General features: G+C 67.3%; 24 protein-coding genes and 1 pseudogene. 5 read left to right on the forward strand and 20 right to left on the reverse strand.

Features of this window, described 5'->3' with window-relative positions; genetic code table 11:
• Nucleotides 1-137: 137 nt before the first annotated feature.
• The 15 genes from QFZ69_RS15130 to QFZ69_RS15200 form a co-directional block, all read right to left on the reverse strand.
• The gene (locus tag QFZ69_RS15130; RefSeq protein WP_306919712.1) at nt 138-761 is read right to left on the reverse strand and encodes a MazG nucleotide pyrophosphohydrolase domain-containing protein; all 624 of its coding nucleotides are present in this window, start codon (nt 759-761) and stop codon (nt 138-140) included.
• Nucleotides 762-990: 229 nt separating this feature from the next.
• Entirely contained in the window at nt 991-2,139 is a 1,149-nt protein-coding gene (locus QFZ69_RS15135) for an adenosine deaminase (protein ID WP_306919394.1), read from the reverse strand.
• A 32-nt stretch (nt 2,140-2,171) separates the two neighbouring features.
• Nucleotides 2,172-2,894: a DedA family protein gene (locus tag QFZ69_RS15140; protein WP_306919396.1), complete on the reverse strand. Its 723-nt coding sequence runs from the start codon at nt 2,892-2,894 to the stop codon at nt 2,172-2,174.
• A 114-nt stretch (nt 2,895-3,008) separates the two neighbouring features.
• Complete coding sequence (locus QFZ69_RS15145) at nt 3,009-3,656, reverse strand: DedA family protein (protein ID WP_306919398.1); 648 nt, start codon at nt 3,654-3,656, stop codon at nt 3,009-3,011.
• 115 nt (nt 3,657-3,771) lie between these two features.
• The gene (locus QFZ69_RS15150) at nt 3,772-5,094 is read right to left on the reverse strand and encodes a thymidine phosphorylase (RefSeq protein WP_306919713.1); all 1,323 of its coding nucleotides are present in this window, start codon (nt 5,092-5,094) and stop codon (nt 3,772-3,774) included.
• 5 nt (nt 5,095-5,099) lie between these two features.
• Nucleotides 5,100-5,504 (reverse strand): cytidine deaminase, encoded by a 405-nt coding sequence (locus QFZ69_RS15155; protein ID WP_306919400.1) that lies wholly within the window; start codon nt 5,502-5,504, stop codon nt 5,100-5,102.
• Between the two features lie 5 nt (nt 5,505-5,509).
• The gene (locus tag QFZ69_RS15160; protein WP_306919402.1) at nt 5,510-6,853 is read right to left on the reverse strand and encodes an ABC transporter permease; all 1,344 of its coding nucleotides are present in this window, start codon (nt 6,851-6,853) and stop codon (nt 5,510-5,512) included.
• Nucleotides 6,850-8,253, reverse strand: a complete 1,404-nt coding sequence (locus QFZ69_RS15165; RefSeq protein ID WP_307000216.1) for an ABC transporter permease — start codon at nt 8,251-8,253, stop codon at nt 6,850-6,852. The genes QFZ69_RS15160 and QFZ69_RS15165 overlap by 4 nt, the downstream gene beginning before the upstream one ends.
• Nucleotides 8,246-9,865, reverse strand: coding sequence for an ABC transporter ATP-binding protein (locus tag QFZ69_RS15170; protein ID WP_306919404.1), 1,620 nt, complete (start codon nt 9,863-9,865; stop codon nt 8,246-8,248). The genes QFZ69_RS15165 and QFZ69_RS15170 overlap by 8 nt, the downstream gene beginning before the upstream one ends.
• A 168-nt stretch (nt 9,866-10,033) precedes the next feature.
• Nucleotides 10,034-11,104 (reverse strand): BMP family protein, encoded by a 1,071-nt coding sequence (locus QFZ69_RS15175; RefSeq protein ID WP_306919714.1) that lies wholly within the window; start codon nt 11,102-11,104, stop codon nt 10,034-10,036.
• Nucleotides 11,105-11,382: 278 nt separating this feature from the next.
• Nucleotides 11,383-12,432, reverse strand: a complete 1,050-nt coding sequence (locus QFZ69_RS15180; RefSeq protein ID WP_306919406.1) for an NADP-dependent oxidoreductase — start codon at nt 12,430-12,432, stop codon at nt 11,383-11,385.
• A complete protein-coding gene (locus QFZ69_RS15185) occupies nt 12,429-12,614 on the reverse strand; it encodes a hypothetical protein (protein WP_307000219.1) in 186 nt (61 codons plus the stop codon). Before QFZ69_RS15185 ends, QFZ69_RS15180 begins: the two co-directional genes overlap by 4 nt.
• A 126-nt stretch (nt 12,615-12,740) precedes the next feature.
• Nucleotides 12,741-13,133: a MarR family winged helix-turn-helix transcriptional regulator gene (locus tag QFZ69_RS15190; protein WP_306919715.1), complete on the reverse strand. Its 393-nt coding sequence runs from the start codon at nt 13,131-13,133 to the stop codon at nt 12,741-12,743.
• Nucleotides 13,134-13,330: 197 nt separating this feature from the next.
• Nucleotides 13,331-14,530 carry an amidohydrolase gene (locus tag QFZ69_RS15195; RefSeq protein ID WP_306919410.1) on the reverse strand — a complete coding sequence of 400 codons (1,200 nt, stop codon included), beginning with the start codon at nt 14,528-14,530 and terminating at the stop codon, nt 13,331-13,333.
• 153 nt (nt 14,531-14,683) lie between these two features.
• On the reverse strand, nt 14,684-15,841 hold the full coding sequence (locus QFZ69_RS15200; protein WP_306919412.1) for a mannose-1-phosphate guanylyltransferase: 1,158 nt from the start codon (nt 15,839-15,841) through the stop codon (nt 14,684-14,686).
• Between the two features lie 325 nt (nt 15,842-16,166).
• Here QFZ69_RS15200 and sdhC point away from each other — a divergent pair, with 325 nt between their 5' ends.
• The 5 genes and pseudogenes from sdhC to QFZ69_RS15225 all read left to right on the forward strand — a co-directional run bounded on the left by sdhC (nt 16,167) and on the right by QFZ69_RS15225 (nt 20,695).
• Nucleotides 16,167-16,547 carry a succinate dehydrogenase, cytochrome b556 subunit gene (gene sdhC, locus QFZ69_RS15205; RefSeq protein ID WP_144674233.1) on the forward strand — a complete coding sequence of 127 codons (381 nt, stop codon included), beginning with the start codon at nt 16,167-16,169 and terminating at the stop codon, nt 16,545-16,547.
• A gap of 2 nt (nt 16,548-16,549) precedes the next feature.
• A pseudogene (locus QFZ69_RS15210) lies at nt 16,550-17,033 on the forward strand (succinate dehydrogenase hydrophobic membrane anchor subunit).
• A gap of 166 nt (nt 17,034-17,199) precedes the next feature.
• The gene (gene sdhA, locus QFZ69_RS15215; protein WP_306919416.1) at nt 17,200-19,008 is read left to right on the forward strand and encodes a succinate dehydrogenase flavoprotein subunit; all 1,809 of its coding nucleotides are present in this window, start codon (nt 17,200-17,202) and stop codon (nt 19,006-19,008) included.
• A gap of 1 nt (nt 19,009) precedes the next feature.
• Nucleotides 19,010-19,792, forward strand: coding sequence for a succinate dehydrogenase iron-sulfur subunit (locus QFZ69_RS15220; RefSeq protein ID WP_306919418.1), 783 nt, complete (start codon nt 19,010-19,012; stop codon nt 19,790-19,792).
• A 138-nt stretch (nt 19,793-19,930) separates the two neighbouring features.
• Complete coding sequence (locus QFZ69_RS15225; protein ID WP_306919420.1) at nt 19,931-20,695, forward strand: S9 family peptidase; 765 nt, start codon at nt 19,931-19,933, stop codon at nt 20,693-20,695.
• On the opposite strand, the gene QFZ69_RS15230 is transcribed toward QFZ69_RS15225, so the two are convergent.
• The 5 genes from QFZ69_RS15230 to QFZ69_RS15250 form a co-directional block, all read right to left on the reverse strand.
• Nucleotides 20,658-21,656, reverse strand: coding sequence for a YihY/virulence factor BrkB family protein (locus QFZ69_RS15230; protein ID WP_306919716.1), 999 nt, complete (start codon nt 21,654-21,656; stop codon nt 20,658-20,660). The genes QFZ69_RS15225 and QFZ69_RS15230 overlap by 38 nt on opposite strands.
• 112 nt (nt 21,657-21,768) lie before the next feature.
• On the reverse strand, nt 21,769-22,404 hold the full coding sequence (locus tag QFZ69_RS15235; RefSeq protein WP_306919421.1) for a 2'-5' RNA ligase family protein: 636 nt from the start codon (nt 22,402-22,404) through the stop codon (nt 21,769-21,771).
• A gap of 4 nt (nt 22,405-22,408) precedes the next feature.
• The gene (gene trpS, locus QFZ69_RS15240; RefSeq protein ID WP_306919423.1) at nt 22,409-23,530 is read right to left on the reverse strand and encodes a tryptophan--tRNA ligase; all 1,122 of its coding nucleotides are present in this window, start codon (nt 23,528-23,530) and stop codon (nt 22,409-22,411) included.
• Nucleotides 23,531-23,548: 18 nt separating this feature from the next.
• Nucleotides 23,549-24,382 (reverse strand): exodeoxyribonuclease III, encoded by an 834-nt coding sequence (locus tag QFZ69_RS15245; protein WP_306919426.1) that lies wholly within the window; start codon nt 24,380-24,382, stop codon nt 23,549-23,551.
• A 10-nt stretch (nt 24,383-24,392) separates the two neighbouring features.
• Entirely contained in the window at nt 24,393-24,968 is a 576-nt protein-coding gene (locus tag QFZ69_RS15250; protein WP_306919428.1) for a hypothetical protein, read from the reverse strand.
• Nucleotides 24,969-24,995 lie beyond the last annotated feature (27 nt).

Genomic DNA, 24,995 nt, shown 5'->3' on the forward strand with positions numbered 1-24,995 from the left:
TTGGTGAAGCGATCTGCTGGGGAATGACTGCTGGGACTCGAGCTGGAATCAAACGGAAAGCCGACGTCCTCGTCCCTCCTAGCCTAGTCGAGAGTGGTGCAGGTTACGCCAACCCATCCAGTCCCCGGACGTCATCATCATGGCGACGGCGGGAGAGCGTGGCTGTCCTGGAAACGGCGGGCGGCGCCGCGGAGGGCGCGTTCGGCGTCGAGCCCATTGGCCCGGGCGGCCGCGGCGATGCCGAAAAGCAGCTCCCCGAGTTCCTCTTCGGTGTTGGGGACATCGACGGCGCTTGGGCTGACGGCGCTTTCGGTTCCGGCCGGCGTGAGGCCGGCCCGCTCGGCGCGGTCCAGGAGCTTCTGGGCCCGGGCCAGGGCCGGGAGCGCCGCGGGTACGCCGTCAAGGGCGTTCCCGGGATGGGATTTCTCCGTGTGCAGCAGCTTTTCGGAACGCTTGACGGCGTCCCACTCTCGGACGATTTCCTCCACCGTCGCCGGGAAGGTGTCCTGCAGGGTGCCGTCGGGATGGAACACGTGCGGGTTGCGCCGGATCATCTTTGCGGTGAGGCCACGGGCGACGTCGTCGAGATCGAAGGCGCCGCGCTCCTGCGCGAGCCGGGCGTGCAGGACAACCTGAAGCAGGACGTCACCCAGCTCGGCCTGCAATTCGGTATCCCCGCCGCCGGCCTCGATGGTCTCGGCGACCTCGTGGGCCTCCTCAAGGAGGTACTCCACGAGGGATTCATGCGTGAGGGCGCCCATCCAGGGGCAATGCTCGCGCAGCGCCGCTATCGTCCCCACCAGCTCCCCAAGCTCGCCAGCTCGCCTGGGGACCCCTGCTGATGTGGGCCCAGCCAGCTCCCCAAGCTCGCCAGCTCGCCTGGGGACCCCTGCTGATGTGGGCCCAGCCAGCTCCCCAAGCTCGCCAGCTCGCCTGGGGACCCCTGCTGATGTGGGCCCAGCCAGCTCCCGGACGGGTGAGGCGTCCTCGCTAGCCAAGGTCCCCGTAGGCCTCGTTGATGTACTCGACGAGGGCTTCCTTCTCCTCCAGCGGAAGGAAGGCCGCCTCGGCTGCGTTGAGGGTCAGCTCCAACAGGTCATCGAGGTCGTAGTCGAAGGTCTCCACGAGCAGTTCGAACTCGTCGGTCAGGGTCACGCCGCTCATCAGCCGGTTGTCCGTGTTGATGGTGACGTTGAAGCCGAGCTGGTAGAGCATGTCCAGCGGGTGGCTTTCGATTCCCTCGCCGAAGCCGGCAATGGCGCCGGTCTGCAGATTGGAGGACGGGCAGATCTCCAGGGCGATGCCGCGGTCGCGGACCCAACTGGCGAGCTCGCCGAGGGTCACGAGGCCGATGTTGTCGCTTTCGTCCTCGTCGGCGTCGTCGTCTTCCTCGAACTCGACGGTGACGTCCTCGGCGATCCGGATGCCGTGGCCCAGGCGCAGCGCCCGGCCGTCCACGAGCGCGGACTGGATGCTTTCCAGTCCGGCGGCCTCGCCGGCGTGCACGGTGGCCGGGAAGTTGTGCTCTGCCAGATAGGTGAAGGCGTCCTTGAACCGGGAGGCCGGGAAACCGTCTTCGGCGCCGGCGATGTCAAAGCCGACGGCGCCATTGTTGCGGTGGCGGACGGCGAGTTCGGCAATCTCCTGGCCGCGGTCCGCGTGGCGCATGGCGGTGATGAGCTGGCCGACCTGGATATCGCGGCCGGTCTCCGCGACGGCGTCCACACCCGCATCGAAGCCGGCCTGCACGGCCTCCACCACTTCGTCCAGGCTCAGGCCCTTCTGCAGGTGCTGCTCGGGTGCCCAGCGGACTTCGCCGTAGACGACGCCGTCGTCCGCCAGGTCCTCGACGAACTCCTTGGCGACCCGGAAGAGGCCGTCCTTGGTCTGCATGACGGCGATGGTGTGGTCGAACGTTTCAAGGTAGCGGACCAGGGAGCCTGAGTCGGCGGATTCGCGGAACCACTCCCCCAGCGCGACTGCGTCGGTCGAGGGCAGCGCGTGCCCGACGGCCTCGGCCAGTTCGATGATGGTGGCCGGACGCAGCCCGCCATCCAGGTGGTCGTGAAGGGAAACCTTGGGAAGGCCCTTCAGGTCGAAGTCGAGGTCAGGGGCAGCGTCAGGAATAGTCTCAGTCACGTTCCCACCTTAGGGTCGGAGGACCCCGGATGCTACTTTCTGCCGACCCCGGCATCCCCGGACGCGATCATCGGTGCAGGGACGGCAGCGGCGGCCGGCTCGTGCGTGGGGCCGCCGTCGAGCCACTCGTCCACGACCTCGGCGTCGTGGCGCCCGAGTCGCTTGTGCCACCAGCGGAGGACATGATCGATCAGCACACCCAGCACGATCGCGAATACCACCGCAATGCCGGCGCCCAGCAGTGGGCTGCTGTGCAGCCACTCGAAGGAGCTGGCCAGGATGCCGATGCCGATGGAGTAGGCCACCCACGTAAGGCAGGCGAACGCGTCGAGGAGGAAGAATCTCCGGTGCGGGAAGCCCGTGGTGCCGGCAACATAATTCACCGCGACACGTCCCCACGGGATGTAACGGGCGGTGAAGATCAGGACGGCGCCGCGCTTCTCCAGCTCATAGCGCGCCCAGCCGAACGCCTTCTGGACCTTCGGTCTGCGCATCCAGCGGAACCGATCCAGGCCGATCTTCCGGCCCAGGAGGTAGGCCATGTTGTCGCCCGCGATGGCACCGACAAGGGCGGTCAGGCCCAGGATCCAGAGGTTGGGCTCGCCGCTGTTGCGGGAGAACGCCGCGAGGGCAACAATCAGGGTCTCACTCGGGACCACCATCGCGAAGCCGTCCACAAAGAAGAAGACCAGGAGGAGGGGGTATATCCACCACTGGCCAGCTGCATGGAGCACGGCCTCATTAATGAACTCCACGCGGGCATGGCTCCTAGACGAAAATGTGGCACATGTTCTGCCAGCGGAAAGTGACGTAAATCGCCCCTAAGTGTCCCACGGCGATGGCACCATTCGCTACGGTTTCACGGAGGTTCACTGCCGGCCTATCCCCTCCGCGGGAGGCAGCGTCGGGTCGGCGTCAGCCGGGACCTTTCCGTGGATCCTGCTGATGCCGAAATCCACAACGATGCCGAGCACGATCGCGCAGACGATTGCGACGGTCGCACCGAGCAGGTGGTTGTCTTCGAACCACTGCCCGAAGAACAGTCCGATCGCGACGGAATACCCGGCCCATAGCAGCGCGGAAAGCACTGTCAACGCCAGGAACCGGCGCCTTGGATAGCGCGAGACGCCGGCGGCCAGGTTCACGGCCACCCGGCCGATGGGGACGAAACGCGCCACCAGAATCAGTGACGCCGGGCGCTTGCGCAGTTCCTTACCGGCCCAGGAAAAGGCTTTCTGCATGCGGGGACCCCGCATCCACGCCCAGCGGTGCGTGCCCGTGCGGCGGCCGATGAGGTAGGCGGTGTTGTCGCCCAGGAAGGCGCCGGCCGCGGCGACGGCGGCCAGGGACAGCGGATTGGGTACGTCTGCCGTGGCGGCGACGGCGGCTAGCCCGACCACCACAGATTCACTCGGAATCGGCGGGAAAAAGCCGTCAATCACGCAGCACGCGAACACGAGGAAGAGGACCCAGGGTTGACCTGCGGCTGCCAGAATGAATTCGTTGATTGCCTGCACGGTTTCCTATCACACGGCCGGGCTGGGGAGTGCTGCCGTGGAGCCAGTGTACTGCCGGCGGCAACGCGGGGCGGGTCCGGCGGCAACGGGGCGTGTCCGGGCAACGGGGCGCTGCTCAGGCGATGCGGTCGATGATCAGCTGCTGGGCCGGGCGGGAGCCCTCCGGGGCGATCACCACGGCGTGCTCCAGCGCTTCTCTGGCCCGCTCGAACTTCTCCGGCGTGTCGGTCAGCAGGGTCATCAGCGGCTCCCCGGCCTTGACCAAGGCGCCGGGCTTGGCATGCAGGCGCACGCCCGCCCCGGCCTGGACCTGGTCTTCCTTCCGCACGCGGCCTGCGCCCAGGCGCCAGGCGGCGACCCCGACGGCCAGGGCGTCGAGTTCCACCAGCACGCCGTCCGCGGGCGCGTAGATGACCTCGGCCTCCTTCGCGACCGGCAGCTTCGCGCGCGGGTCCCCGCCCTGCGCCTCGATCATGCGGTTCCAGATATCCATGGCCCGGCCATCCTTGAGGGCCGCGCGCGGATCGGCGTCGCGGACTCCGGCGCACGCCAGCATCTCCTCCGCCAGCCGGACGGTCAGCTCGACGACGTCTTCCGGGCCCCCGCCGGCGAGAACCTCCACGGATTCCTCCACCTCGATCGCGTTGCCCGCTGTCAGGCCCAGCGGCGTGTCCATGTTCGTCAGCAGGGCCACGGTGTTGACGCCGGCGTCCTTGCCGAGGGCCACCATGGTCTCGGCCAGTTCGCGGGCGCGGGCCTCGTCCTTCATGAAGGCGCCGCTGCCCACCTTGACGTCGAGCACGAGGGAGCCGGTGCCTTCGGCGATCTTCTTGCTCATGATGGAGGACGCGATCAGCGGGATGGCTTCGACCGTTCCGGTGACGTCCCGCAGGGCGTAGAGCTTCTTGTCGGCCGGAGCCAGGCCCGCGCCCGCGGCACAGATCACGGCCCCCACGTCCTGGAGCTGGGCCAGCATCTCCTCGTTGCTCAGCGCCGCGCGCCAGCCCGGGATCGCTTCGAGCTTGTCCAGGGTCCCGCCGGTGTGGCCCAGGCCGCGGCCGGACAGCTGCGGCACGGCCACGCCGAAGACCGCGACGAGGGGTGCCAGCGGCAGGGTGGTCTTGTCCCCCACGCCGCCGGTGGAGTGCTTGTCGGACGTGGGCTTCACGCCGCCGTCGGACCGGCGCAGGCTGGAGAAGTCCATCCGCTCGCCGGAGGCGATCATCGCCGCGGTCCAGCGGGAGATCTCGGCCCGGTCCATGCCGTTGAGCAGGATGGCCATGTTGAGGGCCGCCATCTGCTCGTCGGCGATCGCGCCGCGGGTGTAGGCGTCGATGGTCCAGTCGATCTGCGCGGGGCTGAGCACGCCCTTGTCCCGCTTGATACGGATGATGTCGACGGCGTCGAACGCTTCGGAGCTGCTGTTGGTCTGGGTCACTTGTGTCACCGGGGTTCCTCCAGGTGTTGGGGGCCAAAGGCATCGGGAAGGACCTGGTCCATGGTCCTGATTCCCTGCGTGGTCATGAGCTCCATGTCCGGAGCCCGGAATTCGTAGAGCAGCTGCCGGCAGCGTCCGCACGGCATCAGGACGTTCCCCTCGCCGTCGACACAGTAGAAGGCGCGCAGCAGCCCGCCGCCGGTCATGTGCAGATTGCCGACGAGCGCGCACTCGGCGCACAGGGTCAGTCCGTAGCTGGCGTTCTCGACATTGCAGCCGCTGACGATCCGGCCGTCCGCGGTGAGGGCTGCTGCCCCCACCGCGAACTTCGAATAGGGCGCATACGCATTGCTCATCGCGGCGACCGCGGCGGCCTCGAGGGCGGCCCAGTCGACGTCGTTGCTTCCCACGCCCGTCAGCCCTTGACGTACGGTATGCCGCTGGCGGCGGGAGGACGGGACCGGCCCACGAGCCCGGCCACGGCCAGCACCGTCACGAGGTACGGCAGCATGGCCATGAACTGGCTCGGGACCGGGGTACCGATGATGGTCACGATGCTCTGCAGGTTGTCCGCGAAACCGAACAGCAGGGCGGCGAAGAACGCCCCGATCGGGTTCCAGCGGCCGAAGATCAGGGCGGCGAGGGCAATGAAGCCGCGGCCGCCGGAGATCTCCTTGGTGAAGCTGTCGATTGCCACGAGGGTGAAGAACGATCCGCCGATGCCGGCGATGGCGCCGCCGAGGGTGACGTTCCAGAACCGGGTCGCGTTGACCTTGATGCCCATGGTGTCCGCCGCCTGCGGGTGTTCGCCCACGGCCCGGACCCGCAGGCCCCACTTGGTCTTGAACAACCCGACCCACACCAGGAAAACGGCGGCGTACATAAGGTAGCCGACGACCGACTGCTTGAACAGGATGGGGCCGAGCACGGGGATGCTGGAGAGCACGGGGATCTCGATGATCGGCAGCTGGCCGGGGGCATTGAACATCTCCTTGTCCGCCTGCATGACGGTGCTGAACAGGAAGCCGGTGAGGCCGGACACCAGGACGTTGAGCACCACGCCGACGATGATCTGGTTGACCACATACCTGATACTGAACAACGCCAGCACCATGGACACGACGGCTCCCGCAACGGCCGCGGCGAGCAGGCCCACGAAGGGGTTGTGGGTCAGGGTTGCCACGATCGCGGCCGTGAAGGCACCGCCCAGGAGCTGTCCTTCGATGGCGATGTTGACGACGCCGACGCGTTCGCAGAGCACGCCGGACAGCGATCCAAAGACCAGCGGCACGGCGAGGGTGACCGATCCGGCGATCAGGCCGGCCAGCGAGATGCTGGGGGTCCGGGCGCCGCCGACCACCCAGATCAGGAAGGCGGCCACGAAGAGGACAATGAACGCGATCGGCAGCCAGCGCGGCGGCCGCTGGTTCCTGGCCTTGAGGAAAAGGGCGTAGCCCGCCAGGCCCAGCATGATCACGGAGAGGACTATCCCGCCGAGGAAGGCAGGCACTTCGATCGCCGGCAGCTGGAAGAAGTCGCCGCTGGAGGAAATGCCGAACCTGGCGGTCTGGTTGGGACCGAGCAGGCCGAAGAAGATGAACGCGACGACGCCCAGCACCAGCAGCGTCACCGGCAGCTTCCAGGTCACGGGTTTGAAGGTCACCGCGGGTTTGGCGTCAGTGGCCGGCTGGGTCTGTCCCGATCCGGGTTTGTCCGGCTGCGCTTTTCCCGGTTGAGGCGACGTCGCTGTTGTGCTCATGCTGCACCTCCGGTGGTTGCTGCCGGCCGGGACCTGCCGGCAGGTGCGGCCTTCTTCTTGCGCGGGTTGAGTCCGAAGATCGCCCGGATCAGGGGCGGGGCCGCGATGAACAGCACGATCAGGGACTGGACCACCAGCACGATGTCGATCGGGGTTCCGGTCTGGATCTGCATCTGGACCGCTCCGGCGCGGAAGGCGCCGAACAGCACGCCGGCGGCGAAGGTGCCCCACGGCGTCGAACGTCCCAGCAGCGCCACCGTGATGGCGTCAAAGCCGTACGTGGCCGCGACGCCGTCGGTGAGGACCTTTTCGGTGCCCGCCACCTGGGCGACGCCGGAGAGTCCGGCCAGGCCGCCGGCGATTGCCATCCCCAGGATCGTGGCGCGCGGCACGTTGATGCCGGCGCTCAGCGCCGCCTTGGGGTTGGCGCCGACGGCACGGAACTCGAAGCCGATCGTGGAGCGGTTCAGCAGCCACCAGACGAACACGGTGGCCGCGATGGCCAGCAGGAAGCCCAGGTGCAGCCGGTACTGGCTGCCGAGGATCTGCGGATACACGGCGGTCGGGTCCAGGACCGGGGAGATCGGGGTGGTCTCCCCCGGCCGCTGGAACGCCGGAGTGTCCAGCAGGTAGCGCACGAGGTAGAGCGCGATGTAGTTGAACATGATCGTCACGATCACCTCGTGGGCGCCGGTCCTGGCCTTGAGCAGCCCGACGAGGCCGCCCCAGACGGCACCGCCGACGACGCCGGCCAGCAGGACCAGCAGCAGGTGCAGCCCCAGCGGAAGGTGCAGCGCGAAGCCGACCCAGGACGCGAGGATGCCGGCCATGATGATCTGGCCTTGGGCGCCGATGTTGAACAGGCCGGCGCGGAAGGCCAGGGCGACGCCCAGGCCGGCCGTGATCAGCGGGGTCGCGATCGTGAGGGTTTCCAGCAGCGGGGCGAACTGGCCGCCGACGCCGGAACCCCGGGGGTTGTACACCGAGCCCTGGAACAGGGCCACGTAGGAGCGGGTGGCGGCGGACCACACGGCGGAGAAGAAGTCGCTGGGGCGGGCAAAGAGGTAGCCCGCCGTGGCGCCGACCTGTCTGTCGGTGCTGGCGATGAGCAGGCCGCCCAGGGTCAGCGCGAGCAGCACGGCGAGGACGGAGACCATGCCGCTGCCGGTGGAGATCCTGCGCAGCACAGAGTCCGGGCGGCCCGGGACGGAGCCGCTCTGGGCCGAGACGGGCACGGCCGAGGGCCGCATCGCGCCGCCGGCGGTGTCCAGAGCGGTGACCGAGGCGGCGTCCGGTGCCTGGATCTCGTCCTCGGGCGCCGTGCCCGGCGCCGTGCCCGCGCCCGGCGCCGTGTCCGGACCCGGTTCAGCCGCGTGGCGTGGCTGGTGTTTTTCAGTCATGGTGTTCTCCTACGGCGCCGGAATGGGGCTCCTGCACGGGCTGCGCGGCATGCGCCGGGTTAATGGCCCGGGTGCCGGCGTGGTGCCTGGTGGCGGTGTCTGCCTGGGCGTCGGCCGGGGAGAGCCCGGCCATCATCAGTCCGAGGACGTCGCGTCCGGTGCCCGCGGGGACAATCCCCACGAGCTTGCCCTTGTAGAGCACCGCGATCCGGTCGGCCAGCTCGATCACCTCGTCCAGTTCGGTGGAGACGATCATCACCGGGGTGCCCTGGTCCCGCTCGGCCACGATGCGTTTGTGCAGGAACTCGATGGATCCCACGTCGACGCCTCGGGTGGGCTGTGAGGCGATGAAGAGGCGCAGCGGACGGGACAGCTCGCGCGCCATGACGACCTTCTGCTGGTTGCCGCCGGACAGGGTGCCTGCGGCGAGCAAACCGGACGGGGTGCGCACGTCGAACTCGTCGATCCGGGTTTTCGCGTTCTCCAGGATCTTGGCCGGGCTCATGCTGATGCCCTTGGCGAACGGTGCCTGGTCGTAGCGGTCCAGGATCAGGTTTTCGGCAATCGAGAAGGTACCGATCAACCCGTCGACGGAGCGGTCTTCGGGCACGAAGCCGACGCCGGAGTTCAGGATGTCCTTGACGTTGCGGCCCACAAGCTCTTCGCCGTCGAGCAGGATGGAGCCCTGGACCCGGTCCTGCAGGCCCAGGATGGCCTCGGTGAGTTCGGTCTGGCCGTTGCCCTGGACTCCGGCGATGGCGAGGATCTCGCCGCGGGCGATGTCGAAGCTGATGCCGTCCACGACGTGCTGGCCGCTCGGCGCAATGACCGTGAGGTCCCGGACTTGGAAGGTCTTTTCCTGCGGCTTGGCCGGGGCCTTGTCCAGGGTCAGGCTGACGGCCCGGCCCACCATCATGGAGGCGAGCTCCGTCGTCGAGGCGCCGGGATCGGCGCTGCCGACCACCTTGCCGCGCCGGATCACCGTGATGGTGTCCGAGACGGCCTTGACCTCACGGAGCTTGTGCGAAATGAAGACGATCGAGGTGCCGTGGCTCTTCAGCTGGCGCATGATGTCCAGCAGCTCATCGGTGTCCTGCGGGGTCAGCACGGCGGTCGGCTCGTCGAGGATCAGCACCTTGGCGTCCCGGACGAGCGCCTTGATGATTTCGACGCGCTGCTGCACGCCCACCGGGAGGTCTTCGATCAGGGCATCGGGATCGACGTCAAAGCCGTACCGGTCGGAGATCTCCTTGATCTTCCGGCGCGTGTCGTCGAGGTTCAGGAAGCCGCCGGCCTTGGTGACTTCCGCTCCCAGGGCGACGTTTTCGGCAACCGTGAAGACGGGGACCAGCATGAAGTGCTGGTGCACCATGCCGATGCCGGCGGCCATGGCGTCTCCGGGGCCGCGGAAGGTGACGGGTTTTCCGTCGATGAGGATTTCGCCCTCGGTGGGCTCGTACAGCCCGTACAACACATTCATCAGCGTGGACTTGCCGGCGCCGTTCTCGCCGAGCAGACAGTGGATCTGCCCGGGTTCAACGACCACGTCGATGTGATCGTTGGCGACCAGGGAGCCGAAGCGTTTGGTGATCCCCTTGAGTTCAAGTTTCAAAACTCTGACCAATCTCGAAGTGTCCGGCAGGCTTCGCCCGGACAGATGATGGGGCTGCAGCACCAGCCTAGTGCCTGTGGCCTGCAGCGAAGCGTAGCCCGCTCAACGAAAAGCGCCACAGCCCGTGCGGTGGATGACCGTACGGGCCGCGGCGCTTAGCGGAGGAAGTCAGGCCTTCGGGCTGGCTGCGGATTCGACCTTCAGCTTGCCGTCGGTGATGTCCTTCTTGATCTGGTCCAGCTCGGTCTTCAGCTCGGCCGGAACAGCGGAATCGAGGTCGTGGAACGGAGCCAGCTGCACGCCGTCGTTCGCGAGGGTGCCGACGTACGGCGTGTTCGTGAATTTGCCGTCCTTGTCTTCCTTCACCACGTTCTCCACTGCCTCGCCCATGAGCTTCATGACGGAGGTAAGCATCAGGTCCTTGTACTCCGGTGCGGTGCGGAAGCCGTCGGAGTCGACCCAGATGAGCTTGACGTCCTTGCCTGCTGCCTTGGCTTCCTTCAGGGCCGCGCCGGCACCCTTGCCAACCGGACCGGCGACGGGCATCACAATGTCTGCGCCCTGGTCCAGGAAGTTCTGGGTCAGCTGCTTACCTGTGTCCTGCTTCACGAAGTCGCCGGTGAAGCTGCCGTCCTGGGCTGCCTTGTCCCAGCCGAGGACCTTGACGTTCTTGCCCTTCTGTTCGTTGTAGTACTTGACGCCGTCGGCGTAGCCGTCCATGAAGATGGTGACCGTGGGGATCTTGATGCCGCCGAAGGTGGCAACCGTTCCGGTCTTGGTGGTGCCTGCCGCGAGGTAACCGGCCAGGAAGGCCGCCTGCGCCGTGTCGTAGATGATCGGCTTCACGTTGGCGATCGGGGTGTCGTAGCCGAAGTCGATGATGGCGAAGTGGCTGTTCGGGTTTGCCGTGGCCTGGGCCTTCGTGGCGTCGCCGAGCAGGAAGCCGACCGTGACGGTCAGGTCGCAGCCGGCCGTGACCATGGCGCGCAGGTTGGGCTCGAAGTCGTTGTTGGTCTGGGACTCAATCTGGTTGACCTTGATGCCCAGGTCCTTCTCGGCCTTCTTCAGTCCCTCGTATGAGGACTGGTTGAACGACTGGTCGTCGAATCCACCCGAGTCGGAGACGATGCAGCCGGTGTAATCGCTGGCCGTCTGGGTGGCGCTGCTGCCGGCGTCGGGGGCCGCCCCGCAACCGGTCAACAGGAGTGCAGCCGCGCCCGCGGTGGCAACACCGGCCATGGAACCGCGCTTGAGGGTGACACGCAGAGAGTTCTTCAATGTTCCTCCAGGAAGAAAGAGTAAGCGCCACGACGGAGCTCAATGAGTGTCTGTTGGCGGTGTTGCCGCTGCAACGCTGTTTTCACTGATGGAATTCGCAGCACTGCGCCGAGGCGCACTGATGCAAGCTACTTTAGTGTCCTGCGCCACGTGCAGATAGCACACCATTGCGCAATTCCCCGGATTGTTGAGAACTTGTTACCAGGCGGTAGCCCCGTGCCGGCCGCGGGCCAGCGGCGCTAGACCCGGACGAGCATCTTGCCGGTGTTGGCGCCGTCGAGCAGGTCAATGAATGCCTGCGGCGCATTCTCCAGCCCGTCCACCACGGTCTCGTCGTACCGGACCGTGCCGTCCGCCAGCCAGGCCGCCATCTGCTGGGCGAATTCAGCGGAATGCTGCCGCTGTCCGCTCACGAGGAAGCCGCGGAGGGTCAGCTGCTTGCCGATGGCGACGGCCAGGTTGCGGGGGGCAGCCGGGGCGACGGTGGCGTTGTACTGCGAAATGGCGCCGCACATGGCCACCCGTCCGCCCACGTTCAGGACCGAGAGCGCCGCCTCGAGGTGATCCCCGCCGACGTTGTCGAAGTAGACGTCGATCCCGTTCTTCCCGGCTGCCTCCTGCAGCAGCTCACGGACCGGGCCGTCGTGGTAGTTGAATGCGGCGTCGAAGCCGAGCTCCAGCAGCCGCGCCACCTTCTCGGCACTGCCGGCGCTGCCGATCACCCGCGCGGCTCCCCTGGCCTTGGCGATCTGGCCCACCAGGGAACCCACGGCCCCGGCTGCTCCGGAGACGAAGACCGCGTCGCCCGGCGTGAACTCGGCGACCTTCAACAACCCGGCGTATGCGGTGAGACCGGTCATGCCGAGGGCTCCGAGGAACGCGGAAGCCGGGGCAAGGTCCGTGCGGGCCGGCGTGGTGGCGGCGGCGTCCACGACGGCGTACTCCCGCCAGCCGAGCTGGTGCACGACAGTGTCCCCCACCGCCCGGACCTCGGCCCGGGAGGCGATAATCTCGCCGACGGCGCCGCCGCTGAGCGCCGCGTCCAGGGCGAACGGCGCGGAATAGGACTTGACGTCGTTCATCCGGCCCCGCATGTACGGGTCGACCGAGATGTAGCGGTTGCGGACCAGCACCTGGCCGTCCTGCAGGGCCGGCAGCGGGGTCTCCGCGAGCCGGAAGTTCTCCGGCACCGGGCGGCCGTGCGGCCGGGACGCCAGCTGGATCTCGCGCGTGGTCGTGGGGAGCTGCGTAGTGGCGAGCTGCGTGGTGGGTACGCCCTGGGTGCTCATGCTGTGACCTCCAGAATGCTGATGTCGACGGTCATGTTTCCGCGGGTGGCGTTGGAGTCCGGGCAGATCCGGTGCGCCCTCGCCACGAGGGCCTCGGCATTGAGTTTGCCGTCCTGGCTGCGGGCGCTGCCGTCACGGTTCTCACCGGAGGCGAGTGCCTCTGCTGTGTAGAGCGTCTTCAAGGGGTTCCGTTCTGTTGGAGGCGAGTGCTAAGCGGGTTCGCCGGAAACCTGCCGAGGCGCCGTAAACTTCCGGCGAATGGGCGCGCTTCCCGCGCTTTCGACGTCGGACACGTCGGCGGGAAGGGGTCAGCGGGAGGCGTGCAGCGCGGCGGTAAGCCGGCCGAGCGTGTCCCGGAGCTGGTCAAGTTCTGCGGGCGAGAGCCCGGCGGCGTCCGCGAGCTGTTGCGGTATGCCGGTGGCCCTGGCGCTCAGGGCCGCGCCGGGGTCGGTCAGGAAGACCTCCACCCGGCGCTCGTCCTCCGCGGACCGGCGCCGTTCCACGAGGCCCAGGGCCTCGAGCCGCTTGAGCAGGGGCGAGAGGGTGCCCGAGTCGAGGCCCAGCTCCGCCCCCAGCTCCCGGACGCTGCGCGGCTGCTCTTCCCAGAGCACCAGCATCACGAGGTACTGCGGGTAGGTCAGCCCGAGCTCCTCGAGCAGGGGCCGGTACACCGCGGTGGCTGCCCGCGACGCAGAGTACATCGCAAAGCAGACCTGCCGGTTGAGGCGGAGGTCGTCGGGTCTCGGGGCGGGGAGGCTCGGCTCGATGGTCACAGCCCAACCGTAGTTCACAATTGAATTGTGCACAACCGAACAGTCACCGACCGAAGAATGCATGACCGAACACTGCATGACCGAACTGGCGGCGCAGCGAACTCCAAATAGCGGAGGAATCGTTCCTAGAGGTCGCGGATGGTTCGCAGCGCCGCGGCGGTGAGGACCTGGATGCCGAGGCCGAGGGCGCGCTCGTCCAGGATGTAGTCGCCGCGGTGGAGGTCGTATTCCTCGCCTCCGGGGGTTTTGGTGCCCAGCCGCATCATGGCGCCGGGGGTTTCTGCGAGGAACCAGGCGAAGTCCTCGCCGCCCATCGACTGCGGCGTCAGGACGACGGCGCCCTCGCCGATCTCGGCGCGGGCCGCGGCCTCGATGAGGGCGGTCTCGTGTTCGGAGTTCACCACCGGGGGCACCCCCCGGGTGTGTTCGAGGTGGACGTCCACGCCGTAGGGCGCCGCGATCTCCTGCACCACCTCGTCGAGGATCTGTCCGGCGCTATGCCAGGCGTCGCGGTCCAGGCAGCGCATGGTGCCCGCCATGTAGCCGCTGGCCGGGATCGCGTTTGGAGCGGAGCCGGCCGAAATATGGCCCCAGACCACGGATACGCCGCTGCGGACATCCACCCGGCGGGACAGCACCGCGGGGACGTTGACCGCGATCTGGGCCAGGGCAAAGACGAGGTCCTCGGTCAGATGCGGGCGGGAGGTGTGGCCGCCGCGCCCGGTCAGTTCGATCTTGATCGTGTCCGAGGCCGAGGTGATGGCGCCGATGCGGGTGCCGATCTTGCCGACGTTGATCCGGGGGTCGCAGTGCAGGGCCAGGATGCGGGGAACGCCCTCCAGCACGCCCTGCTCGATGCAGGCGTGCGCACCGCCGGGCATGGTCTCTTCGGCGGGTTGGAAGATGATCCGGACGGTGCCCCCCAGCGGGGACTCCTCATGCATGCGCTGCAGGATTAGGGCGATGCCGAGCATGGTGGTGGTGTGCACGTCGTGCCCGCAGGCGTGCGTCACGCCGTGGTTCTTGGATGCGAACTCGAGCCCGGTCTCCTCGATGATCGGGAGGGCGTCGATGTCGCCGCGGAGGGCGGTGGCGATGGGCCCCTCGCCGACGTCCACGGTCAGGCCGGTACCCTCCAGGCGACGGGGCTTGAGCCCGGCGGCCTCGAGTCGCTTGGCGAGCTTGTCAGTGGTGCGGAACTCCTTGAAGGACAGTTCCGGGTGCGCATGCAGGTCACGTCGGAAGGCGATCAGCTCCGGCAGGAGGGGCTCCAGCCACGGCTCCACGAGCGTGGTGGGTTCAGCTTCAGTAGTGTAATTGCGCACCCGATAACTCTATCGAGCGGGTAACAATTAGCGGCATTGGGTACGGCGCGTTACGGGTTCCCGAACAATCGTGGCCCCCAGTCCTGGCCCCGCCGCCAGTCCTGGCCGGCCTGCAGCGACTGGCCCGGCGGGCAGCGACTGGCCGGCCGGAAGCTACAGGACGTCGGTGTCGCCGCTGGCTTTGAGGGCGTCGACGGCCTGCTTGACCCGCTGGGAGTGCTCCTTGGTGGTGACCAGCAGGGCATCCGGGGTGTCCACGATCACGACATCCTTGATGCCGATCAGGGCGATCACGCGTTTGGTGTCGGAGACGACGACGCCGCTGGCGTTTTCGGTGAAGACGCGGGCGCCCTCGCCGATCACGGTGACGTCCTTGACTTCCTTGGCGCTGTTGAGCCGCCCCACCGAGGCGAAGTCCCCGACGTCGTCCCAGCGGAAGGCACCGGGCACGACGGCGACGTCACCGGCGGCGGCGGCCGGTTCGGCGACGGCGTAGTCGATGGCGATCTTGGGCAGGGTGGGCCAGACGCGGGCCGTGACCTCGTCCCGCTGCGGGGTGTCCCAGGACTTGGCGATTTCCTGGAGCCCGACGAAGAGTTCGGGCTGGTTGGCCTCGAGGTGCTTGAGCATCAGGGACACGGGGGCCACGAACATGCCGGCGTTCCACACGTACTCGCCGCTGTCCACGTACTCCTGGGCCACCTCTTCGCTGGGCTTCTCGACGAACTCGACGACGGCCTGGGCGGTGGGGGCAGCCGGCACGCCGAGGGCTTCGCCGGCACGGATGTATCCGAACCCGGTGGAGGGATGCGTGGGCTTGATGCCGATCGTGACGATCTTGCCGGCCGCCGCGGTGTGGATGGCCTCTCGGACGGCCGCCTGGAACAGGTTGTCCGGGCTGATCACGTGGTCCGCGGCGAAGGAACCCATGATGGTGTCTGGGTCCCGCTCGTGCAGAATGGCCGCGGCAAGGCCGATCGCAGCGCCTGAATCCTTCGGCTCGCTCTCCAGCACCAGGTCGGCGTCCTGCACCTCCGGCAGCTGGCGGCAGACCGCGGCGCGGTGGGCGGTCCCGGTGACGACGAGCACGCGCTTGCCCGCCAGGGGCTGGAGCCGGTCGTAGGTGGCGCGCAGCAAGGTGCTGCCCGAACCCGTGAGGTCGTGCAGGAATTTCGGGGCTGCCGCCCGCGACAAGGGCCAGAGGCGGGTCCCCACTCCGCCGGCCGGGATCACCGCAATGAAACGGCGCAGTACGGCATCCTGCACTGGGTCCTGGGACGGGTCCTGGCTTGTCACTTTGTCTGTAGTCATCAGGGCTACTTTAGCCGAATACGGTCCCGCCGCCCCGGAGCAGGGCACAGGACACGGCTTGGGGCACGCGCAGGACTCCGCCTTCCGGCCACACCGCCCGCTCCAGCGGCCGGCCGGCAACCGCCCGGCGCCCGGCGGCAAATGTGGCGTTTGTCTCAAAAGGGCCCGAAAACCGCGCCGGGGCCCGTCACCTGCCGGGTGCTGAATTGAATAAGCTGTGAGCGAAGCCTAGATTTAGGCTTGAGCTTACGAGTGCTCTCGCAGCAGGCGTTCCCCCCGCGTGGATCCCATGCCAGCGCCGCTGTGTTGCAGGGAGGTTTATTCAGTGCCGACAAAACCAGCTGGCACCTTGTACCGCGGCCGTGAAGGCATGTGGTCCTGGGTTGGACATCGCATTACCGGTGTAGTGATCTTTTTCTTCTTGTTGGTCCACGTGCTGGACACCTCATTGGTGCGTGTGTCCCCCGAGGCCTACACCGCCGTGATCGGTGCCTACAAGAACCCCCTGATGGCCCTGGGTGAAACGGGCCTTGTCGCAGCGATCGTGTTCCACGCCTTCAACGGCCTGCGGATCATCGCCGTCGACTTCTGGAAGAAGGGCGCCAAGTACCAGCGCCAGATGCTGTGGGCGGTGCTCATTCTCTGGGCCGTCGTCATGGTGGGCTTCTCCATCCGCCACCTTTCCCTCGCCCTTGGAGGTCACTAGCCATGGATGCAACTGAGATTCAAAGCCCACGAGCGGCCAAGATCGGCGCCGGCCGCGTTGCCCCGCAATACAATCGCAGCGGCCCTTCCAAGGGTAACTTCGAGATGTTCGCCTGGCCTCTTCATGCGGCTGTCCGGCGTCGTCCTCGTGGTCCTGATCTTCGGCCACCTGACCGTCAACCTGCTGGTGGGCGAGGGCATCCACGCCATCGACTTCGGCTTCGTGGCCGGCAAGTGGGCCGACCCGTTCTGGCAGACCTGGGACCTGGCCATGCTGTGGCTGGCCATGCTGCACGGCACCAACGGTGTCCGCACCATCATCAACGACTACGCCGAAAAGGACGCCACGCGTTTCTGGCTCAAGCTCGTCCTGTACGCGGCCACCACCGTCATCATCGTCCTGGGCACCCTGGTCATCTTCACCTTTGACCCGTGCCCCGTGGTCAACGGCGTCCAGCTGCCGGGCGGCTTCTGCCCCGCACCGTAGCGGAGGCGCTGCCGTTCCGTGCCGTGCCCTGCGGGCACAGGCTACGGTCCGTCAAGGCAACCCATCCTTGCCTGCCGGGTGCAGGTACGGGATTTCACGAGACTTCACCGGGCAGGCTCCGCCGGCCGGTGGTTGATAGCGAATTTTGAGAGAAAGAGCGTCTGGTATGCAGGTCCATAAGTACGACGTCGTCATCGTCGGTGCCGGTGGCGCCGGGATGCGCGCGGCGATTGAATCAGGTCAGCGCGCCCGAACGGCAGTATTGACCAAGCTGTACCCCACCCGCTCCCACACCGGTGCGGCGCAGGGGGGCATGTGTGCGGCCCTGGCCAACGTCGAGGAAGACAACTGGGAGTGGCACACCTTTGACACCATCAAGGGCGGCGACTACCTCGTTGACCAGGATGCAGCCGAGGTCATGGCGAAGGAAGCGATCGACGCCGTCCTGGACCTCGAAAAGATGGGCCTGCCGTTCAACCGCACGCCCGAGGGCCGCATTGACCAGCGCCGTTTCGGTGGCCACACCCGCGATCACGGCAAGGCTCCGGTCCGCCGCGCCTGCTACGCCGCCGACCGCACCGGCCACATGATCCTGCAGACCCTGTACCAGAACTGCGTCAAGCACAACGTCGAGTTCTACAACGAGTACTACGTGCTGGACCTGCTGACCGTCGAGGAAGACGCGGTCCGCGAGGACGGCACCCCGTACAAGCAGAAGCGCGTTGCCGGCGTCGTCTCCTACGACCTCGCCTCCGGCGAGCTGCACGTCTTCCAGGCCAAGTCCGTGGTGTTCGCCTCCGGCGGCGCCGGCAAGGTCTTCAAGACCACCTCCAACGCCCACACGCTCACCGGTGACGGCATGGGCATCGCGTTCCGCCGCGGCATCCCCCTGGAGGACATGGAGTTCTTCCAGTTCCACCCGACAGGCCTCGCCGGCCTGGGCATCCTGCTGTCCGAGGCCGCCCGCGGCGAAGGCGCGATCCTGCGCAACTCCGAGGGTGAGCGCTTCATGGAGCGTTACGCCCCGACCATCAAGGACCTCGCACCCCGCGACATCGTGGCCCGCTCCATGGCCAACGAGGTGCGTGAGGGACGCGGCTGCGGCCCGAACAAGGACTACGTCCTCCTCGACCTGACCCACCTGGAGCCGGCGCACATCGACGCCAAGCTCCCGGACATCACCGAGTTCGCCCGCACCTACCTCGGCGTGGAACCGTACACGGAGCCGGTTCCGGTCTTCCCGACGGCGCATTACGCCATGGGCGGCATCCCCACCAACATCAGCGCCGAGGTGCTCCAGGACAACGACACCGTGGTCCCGGGCCTCTACGCCGCCGGTGAGGTCGCCTGCGTCTCCGTGCACGGCTCCAACCGCCTCGGCACCAACTCGCTGCTGGACATCAACGTCTTCGGCAAGCGCGCCGGCATTGCCGCCGCGGAATACGCCAGGACCGCGGACTTCGTGGAACTGCCGGCAGATCCCGAGGCCTACACGCTGGACCTGCTGAACCACGTCCGCACGGCTGACGGCACCGAGAAGGTCGCCGCGATCCGCAAGGAACTGCAGGACACCATGGACGCCAACATGCAGGTGTTCCGCACCGCGGAGACGCTGGACCAGGTCCTGCGGGACATCGCGTCCTTCGAGGAGCGCTACCAGCGCATCAGCGTCCAGGACAAGGGCAAGCGCTTCAACCTGGACCTGCTCGAGGCCGTGGAACTGGGCTTCCTGCTGGAGCTCGCCAAGGTCATGACCGTAGCGGCCCTGCACCGCGAGGAATCCCGCGGCGGACACTTCCGCGAGGACTTCCCCGAGCGCGACGACGAAAAATTCATGAAGCACTCGATGGCGTACAAGGATATCCAAGCACCGGCGGACGGGGCTGCGGGGACCGCAAAAACAACAGCCGGCATCCGGCTTGCCACCAAACCGGTGGTCTTTACGCGTTACGAGCCGATGGTGAGGAAGTACTAAGATGACCGCTGAACTTGCTGAGCCAGCCTCCAGGATCGAACTGCCCGCGCACGTCGGCGGCGGCGGGGACATCCCGTCCTTCGACGTCACCCTGCGGGTGCGCCGCTACAATCCCGAGGTCTCCGAGGACGCCACCTGGGATGACTTCAAGGTCACCATGTACGGCACCGACCGCGTCCTTGATGCCCTGCACAAGATCAAGTGGGAAATCGACGGCAGCGTCTCCTTCCGCCGGTCCTGCGCCCACGGCGTCTGCGGTTCCGATGCCATGCGCATCAACGGCCGCAACCGCCTCGCCTGCAAGACCCTGCTGAAGGACCTGGACACGTCCAAGCCCATCACGGTCGAGCCGATCAAGGGCCTGCCGGTGGAGAAGGACCTGATCGTGGACATGGAGCCGTTCTTCCAGTCCTTCCGCGAAGTCATGCCCTTCCTGATCAACCGCGGCCACGAGCCCACCAAGGAACGCCTGCAGTCCGCCGAGGACCGCGAGCGATTCGATGACACCACCAAGTGCATCCTCTGCGCCGCGTGCACCTCGTCCTGCCCGGTGTTCTGGACCGACGGCCAGTACTTCGGCCCGGCCGCGATCGTCAACGCGCACCGCTTCATCTTCGATTCCCGCGATGACGCCGGCGACATGCGCCTGGAGATCCTCAACGACAAGGAAGGCGTGTGGCGCTGCCGCACCACCTTCAACTGCACCGAAGCCTGCCCCCGCGGCATCCAGGTCACGCAGGCAATCGCCGAGGTCAAGCAGGCCATCCTGTCCCGTAAGATCTAGCAACCGCTTTAGCTGCCGACGACGGCGCCGTTTCCCAACAGGGCCCACCGACACAGGGTCCCCTGCCCGAGCTTGCGAGGGTAGGGAAGGTTGGGGGATGGCGCCGTCGTCGTCTATCCACTCAACGAAAGGGTCGCCATGTCCCGCTCTGAAAAAGTCTCGTTCCGGGGTTCCACCGGCGAGCTGCTCTCCGGCATCGTGGACGTCCCGGAGGGGCCGGTGAAGGGCTGGGGCGTGTTCTCGCACGGCTTCACGCTGGGCAAGGACAGTCCCTCCGCGTCGCGGATGTGCAAGGCGCTGGCGGACAACGGCGTGGGCATGCTCCGCTTCGACAACCTGGGGCTCGGCGAATCCGCCGGGCTGTGGTCCGAGGGCTCCTTCAGCCACAAGGTGGCCGACACCGTGAAGGCCGCCGAATTCATGCGGGAAGCAGGCCGGGCCGCCTCCCTGCTCGTGGGCCACTCCTTCGGCGGAGCGGCCGTGCTGGCTGCGGCGGGAGAGATTCCGGAGCTCGACGCCGTCGCAACCGTGGGCGCACCGTTCTCGCCCAAGCACGTGGCCCACGTCTTTGACGCCGCTTTGGACCGGATCCTCAGCGAAGGCAGCGCCGAAGTGGACCTGGGCGGCAAGCGGGTCGAGATCCGCCGGCATTTCGTGGAAGACCTGGAACACGCCGACCTGACGGACTGCATCCGCCGTCTGCACCGTCCGCTGATGGTGCTGCACTCCCCTACGGACAACACCGTCGGGATTGAGAACGCCAGCGCCATCTTCCAGACCGCGCGGCACCCGCGCAGCTTCGTCTCGCTCGAAGGCAGCGACCATCTCCTGACGGGCAAGGGCCAGGCGGCGCGTGCCGCGAAGATTATTTCGGCGTGGGCCGATCAATACCTCGACGCCTGAACCCGACCACAGGCATCCGCCGGTGCGGGGACGGCTCCACCGGAGTCTTCCCCGGCTGCACCTGGCGGGGACCCCAGCCGGTGGTCCTGTTGCCAGGCAAGGCCTTGAGGTCCTCCTCCCGGAGCGCCGCCCAGGCGGCGGCGATCAGGTACACCTGGCTGACCAGGTTGAACCAGATGAGCAGGCCGATGATGATGGCGAAGGGCGCCAGGATGGGGTTCCGCCCCGCACCGGCGAGCAGTTCCGCGCTGAAGATCTGCAGCATGCCGGTGCCCAGCGCGGCCAGGATGGTCCCCTCCAGCAGCGAACGCCGGGCCAGCTTCGCTCCCGCTGCCAGCCGGAACATGATCAGCGCCGTCGCCCAGGCCAGCAGCAGCGGCACGGCGATCTTGACGGAGGTGGTCAGGGGCCCTGCCACCAAGGGATCGAGGCTCAGCTGCTCGGCCACCCAGCCCGCGGCGATACCGAAGACCAGCGACGCGCCGGCGCTGATCACGAGCGCGACGCCCAGCAACAGCAGGGTCCCGACGTCGTGGACTTTGAGCAGGATCGGGTTGATCTTCCGTGGGCCGAGCCCCATGACGCCGCGTATGCCGTCGCGCACGCCACCAATCCAGCCCAGCGAGGTCACCACGGTCACCACGGCCGCAATCGAGGCGGCCCAGCCCAGCCCGTCGGGGTTCAGGAGGTCCTGGGGATCCACCAGCCCCTCGCCGCCGTCGACCTTCAGCAGGCCGGGCGCGCTCGTGGCCACGCTGCTGACCACGCGCTCGAGCAGGGCCGGCTGTCCGCGTAGTGCGAGCCCGGCCAGGGCGAAGCCGGTGGCCAGCAGACCGGTGATGGAGAAGAACATCCGGAAGCCGATGCCGGCACTCATCAACGGGCCGTGCTGGCGCCCGTAGTGCTGGAAGGTGCGGATGGGGCGGAAGGTGCTGAGCCGGGCAAGCAACCACTGCACCATCGGCAGCAGCGATGCCGGTCCCCCGCTGCCGGAGCGGCGCGCCTTGCCCCAGTCGACTTTCTTCCGGAGGACTTCCAACTTCAGCCGGGCCAGATCGGTGGGAGGGGGCGGCTCAGCGGGCGTGTGCTGCGCCGTCCGGGCCTCTGCCGCCGTTCCGTCCGGTCCCAAAGTCAAGCTCTTCCCGTAGCTGCCAAATGCCATTGTCGTCGTGCTCGTAAAGTCCCATGCTAGCCACCGGGAACGTGGCCCGGTAATCCTTGAGCACCGTTTCGGCCTCATCGAGGCTCTCCGGGGCAACGTCGTGGGCGACCGTGACGTGCGGGTGGTAGGCAAACGCCAGTTCGCGTTCCAGGGGGCCGGTCTGGAGCTGCTCGTGCAGGCTGACACACTGGCCGAAGCCGTCGTCGACCTTGAGGAAGACCACCGGAGACACCGGCCGGAAGGATCCGGTGCCGGCGATCGTCACCGTGAACGGCTCCTGCCTGCTCGCGACCTCCCGCACATGGCTGCGCGTCGCCTCCCAGTCCTGGGTCATGGTGGTGGTCACGAGCGTGATGTGGGCCGGGATCACGCCGGCCATGGGGTCACCGAATGAGGCCCGCCAGCGCTGGAGTTCCTCGGCGACCTCCAGCGGGAACCCTAGGATCACTCCGACGCTGATGCCTTCGCTGCTGGACTGTCCGTTGCCGGAGGGGGACCTGCCGGCTTGCGGGGCGTCTGCCGCCGTGACTTTGCTGACGGAGGACATCGGCCTAGCGGACTCCGTTGGTTCCGGCGTAGGGCAGGAAGCCCACCTTGGCGTAAACGTCCCGGAGCGTGACGGCGGCGATCTCACGGGCCTTGTCGGCGCCATGGGCCAGCAGGCGGTCAAGCTCCGCAGGGTCGTTCAGGAGTTCGCTGGCCCGGTCCCGGATCGGGGTGAGGCGCTCTGCGACCACCTCGGCGAGGTCCACCTTGAGGTGGCCGTACATCTTGCCCTGGTATGCGCCGACGAGGGAATCGACGCTCTGCCCGGTGATGCCCGAGTAGATGGTCAGCAGGTTGGAGACCCCGGGCTTGGCCTCGCGGTCGAAGCGGATCTCGGTTTCCGCGTCCGTCACGGCGGACTTGATCCGCTTGGCGATGACCTTGGGGTCGTCCAGCAGGTTGATCAGGCCGGCCGGCGACTCCGCCGACTTGGACATTTTGGCGGTGGGGTTCTGCAGGTCGTAGATCTTGGCCGACTCCCTCTGGATGAAGGGCGCGGGAACGTTGAAGGTCTGGCCGAAGCGGGAGTTGAAGCGCTGGGCCAGGTCGCGGCTGAGTTCCACGTGCTGGCGCTGGTCCTCGCCCACCGGCACGCCGTGCGGCTGGTACAGGAGGATATCCGCGGCCTGCAGGACCGGGTAGGTGAAGAGGCCCACGCTGGCCTGGTCGGAGCCCTGCTTGAGGGCCTTGTCCTTGAACTGGGTCATCCGGGAGGCCTCGCCGAAGCCCGTGATGCAGTTCAGGACCCAGGCCAGCTGCGCGTGCTCCGGGACCTGGGACTGGACGAAGAGCGTGCACTTGTCCACGTCCACGCCGCCGGCGATGTACTGGGCGGCCGTGACACGGGTGCGGTGGGCCAGCTCCGCCGGGTCCTGCGGGACCGTGATGGCGTGCAGGTCCGGGATGAAGAAGATCGCGTCATACTCCTCCTGCATCCGGACCCAGTTCACCAGGGCCCCGAGGTAGTTGCCCAAGTGCAGGGAGTCGGCCGAAGGCTGCATTCCGGAGAGGATCCGGTGCCGGGCACCGGTGGCCGTGGCGGCCGGAGCGGCGGGCACGACGGCGGCGTCGGTGGGAGTTTCGGCGTCGCGCTCGGCGCCGGCAGTCGCGGTGGAAGGAGAGGTCATGTCGGAGAAGCCTTAAGACTAGAGCCGGTAGTCCACTACCAGCGGGGCGTGGTCGGAGAAGCGGGTGTCCCAGGACGGCGCCCGGTCAACAACGGCTGACACTGCGGCAGCAGCGAGATCGGGCGTGGCCATGTGGTAATCAATGCGCCAGCCGGTGTCGTTGTCGAAGGCCTGTCCCCGTTGCGACCACCAAGTGTAGGGGCCGTCGACGTTACCCGCCAGGCCCCTGTGAACATCCTTCCAGCCGATATCCTCGCCGAAGAAGCGGTCGAAGTACGCCCGTTCCTCCGGAAGGAAGCCGGCACGTTTGACGTTGCCCTTCCAGTTTCGGATATCAAGTTCCGTGTGCCCCACGTTGAGGTCCCCGACGACGAGGGCGTGGTCGCTGTGCTTGGCCAGCTCGGGCAACCGGCCGGTCATGACGTCCAGGAACCGGAACTTGTCGTCCTGTTTGGGGGTGCCGGCCTCACCGGAGTGCACGTAGGCGCTGGCCACGGTCAGCCGGGACGCTTCCCCTGCGGCGTTCCGTACCGTGTAGTCGGCCTCGACCCAGCGGCCTGCAGTGGCGAAGTAGTCCTCCCCGATCCCGACCCTGGTGGCGAGGGGCTCGGCGCGGGAGGCGATGGCGACGCCGGCCCGGCCCTTGGCCTCGGCCTCGGCGTGCAGGATGTACCAGCCTTCGCCGAGCAGTTCGTGGACGATCGCGTCAGGGGCGCGGACTTCCTGGAGGCAGAGGATGTCCACTGCGCGGGGCTCAAGCCATTCCGCCATGCCCTTCTTGTAGGCGGCGCGAAGGCCGTTGACGTTGACTGATGCGATGCGAAGGTGGTCCTTCTCCAATGCCGAGCTCACCCGCTCCACTCTAGTCGATGATGGTTCCGCGGACGGGCTCGTCGCTTCCGCCGGAGGACTTGATCATGTCGCGCGCGTTGGTGGCGGTGATCTCGATGGTTTCCAGGGCCCGGCGGATCGTGTCCTGGTCCGACGCGGCGCCCTTGGCGCGCTCCTGCTCCACGACGCGGACCTGCACCTGGACGATCTTGAAGGAGTGGTCCAGTTTCAGGTCGCGCACCTCATCGGCCTGGCGTCGTTCGCCCACGAGGCGGGTGCCGCCGTGGTCAACGCTGCCCGACGACGGCGCCCGGCCGGTCGCTGCGTTGAAGGCGTTCTGCGCTTCGTTGAGTTTCGCGGTGGCCTTCTTCGCGGCTTTCTGGATACTGAAGACGACAAACGATGCCAGGGCAAGCCAGAAGGCGGCGATGATCGCCACGACCCAGCCCACGACGTCGTTCTGGTTCGCCGCAAAGATCACCGCGACGAGGAACGCGATGATGAACACGGTCATGCCCAGACCGCCGATCCGGAACATCGAAAACTTGCCCGTGGCGGCGTTGTACGCGGACGGCTTGGAAGACGCGGAGTTGCCCAGAGATCGCATTCCCCCATTATCGCAAACCCGGGACGC

This window comes from Arthrobacter sp. V1I7, assembly GCF_030817015.1.
Lineage (GTDB): Bacteria > Actinomycetota > Actinomycetes > Actinomycetales > Micrococcaceae > Arthrobacter.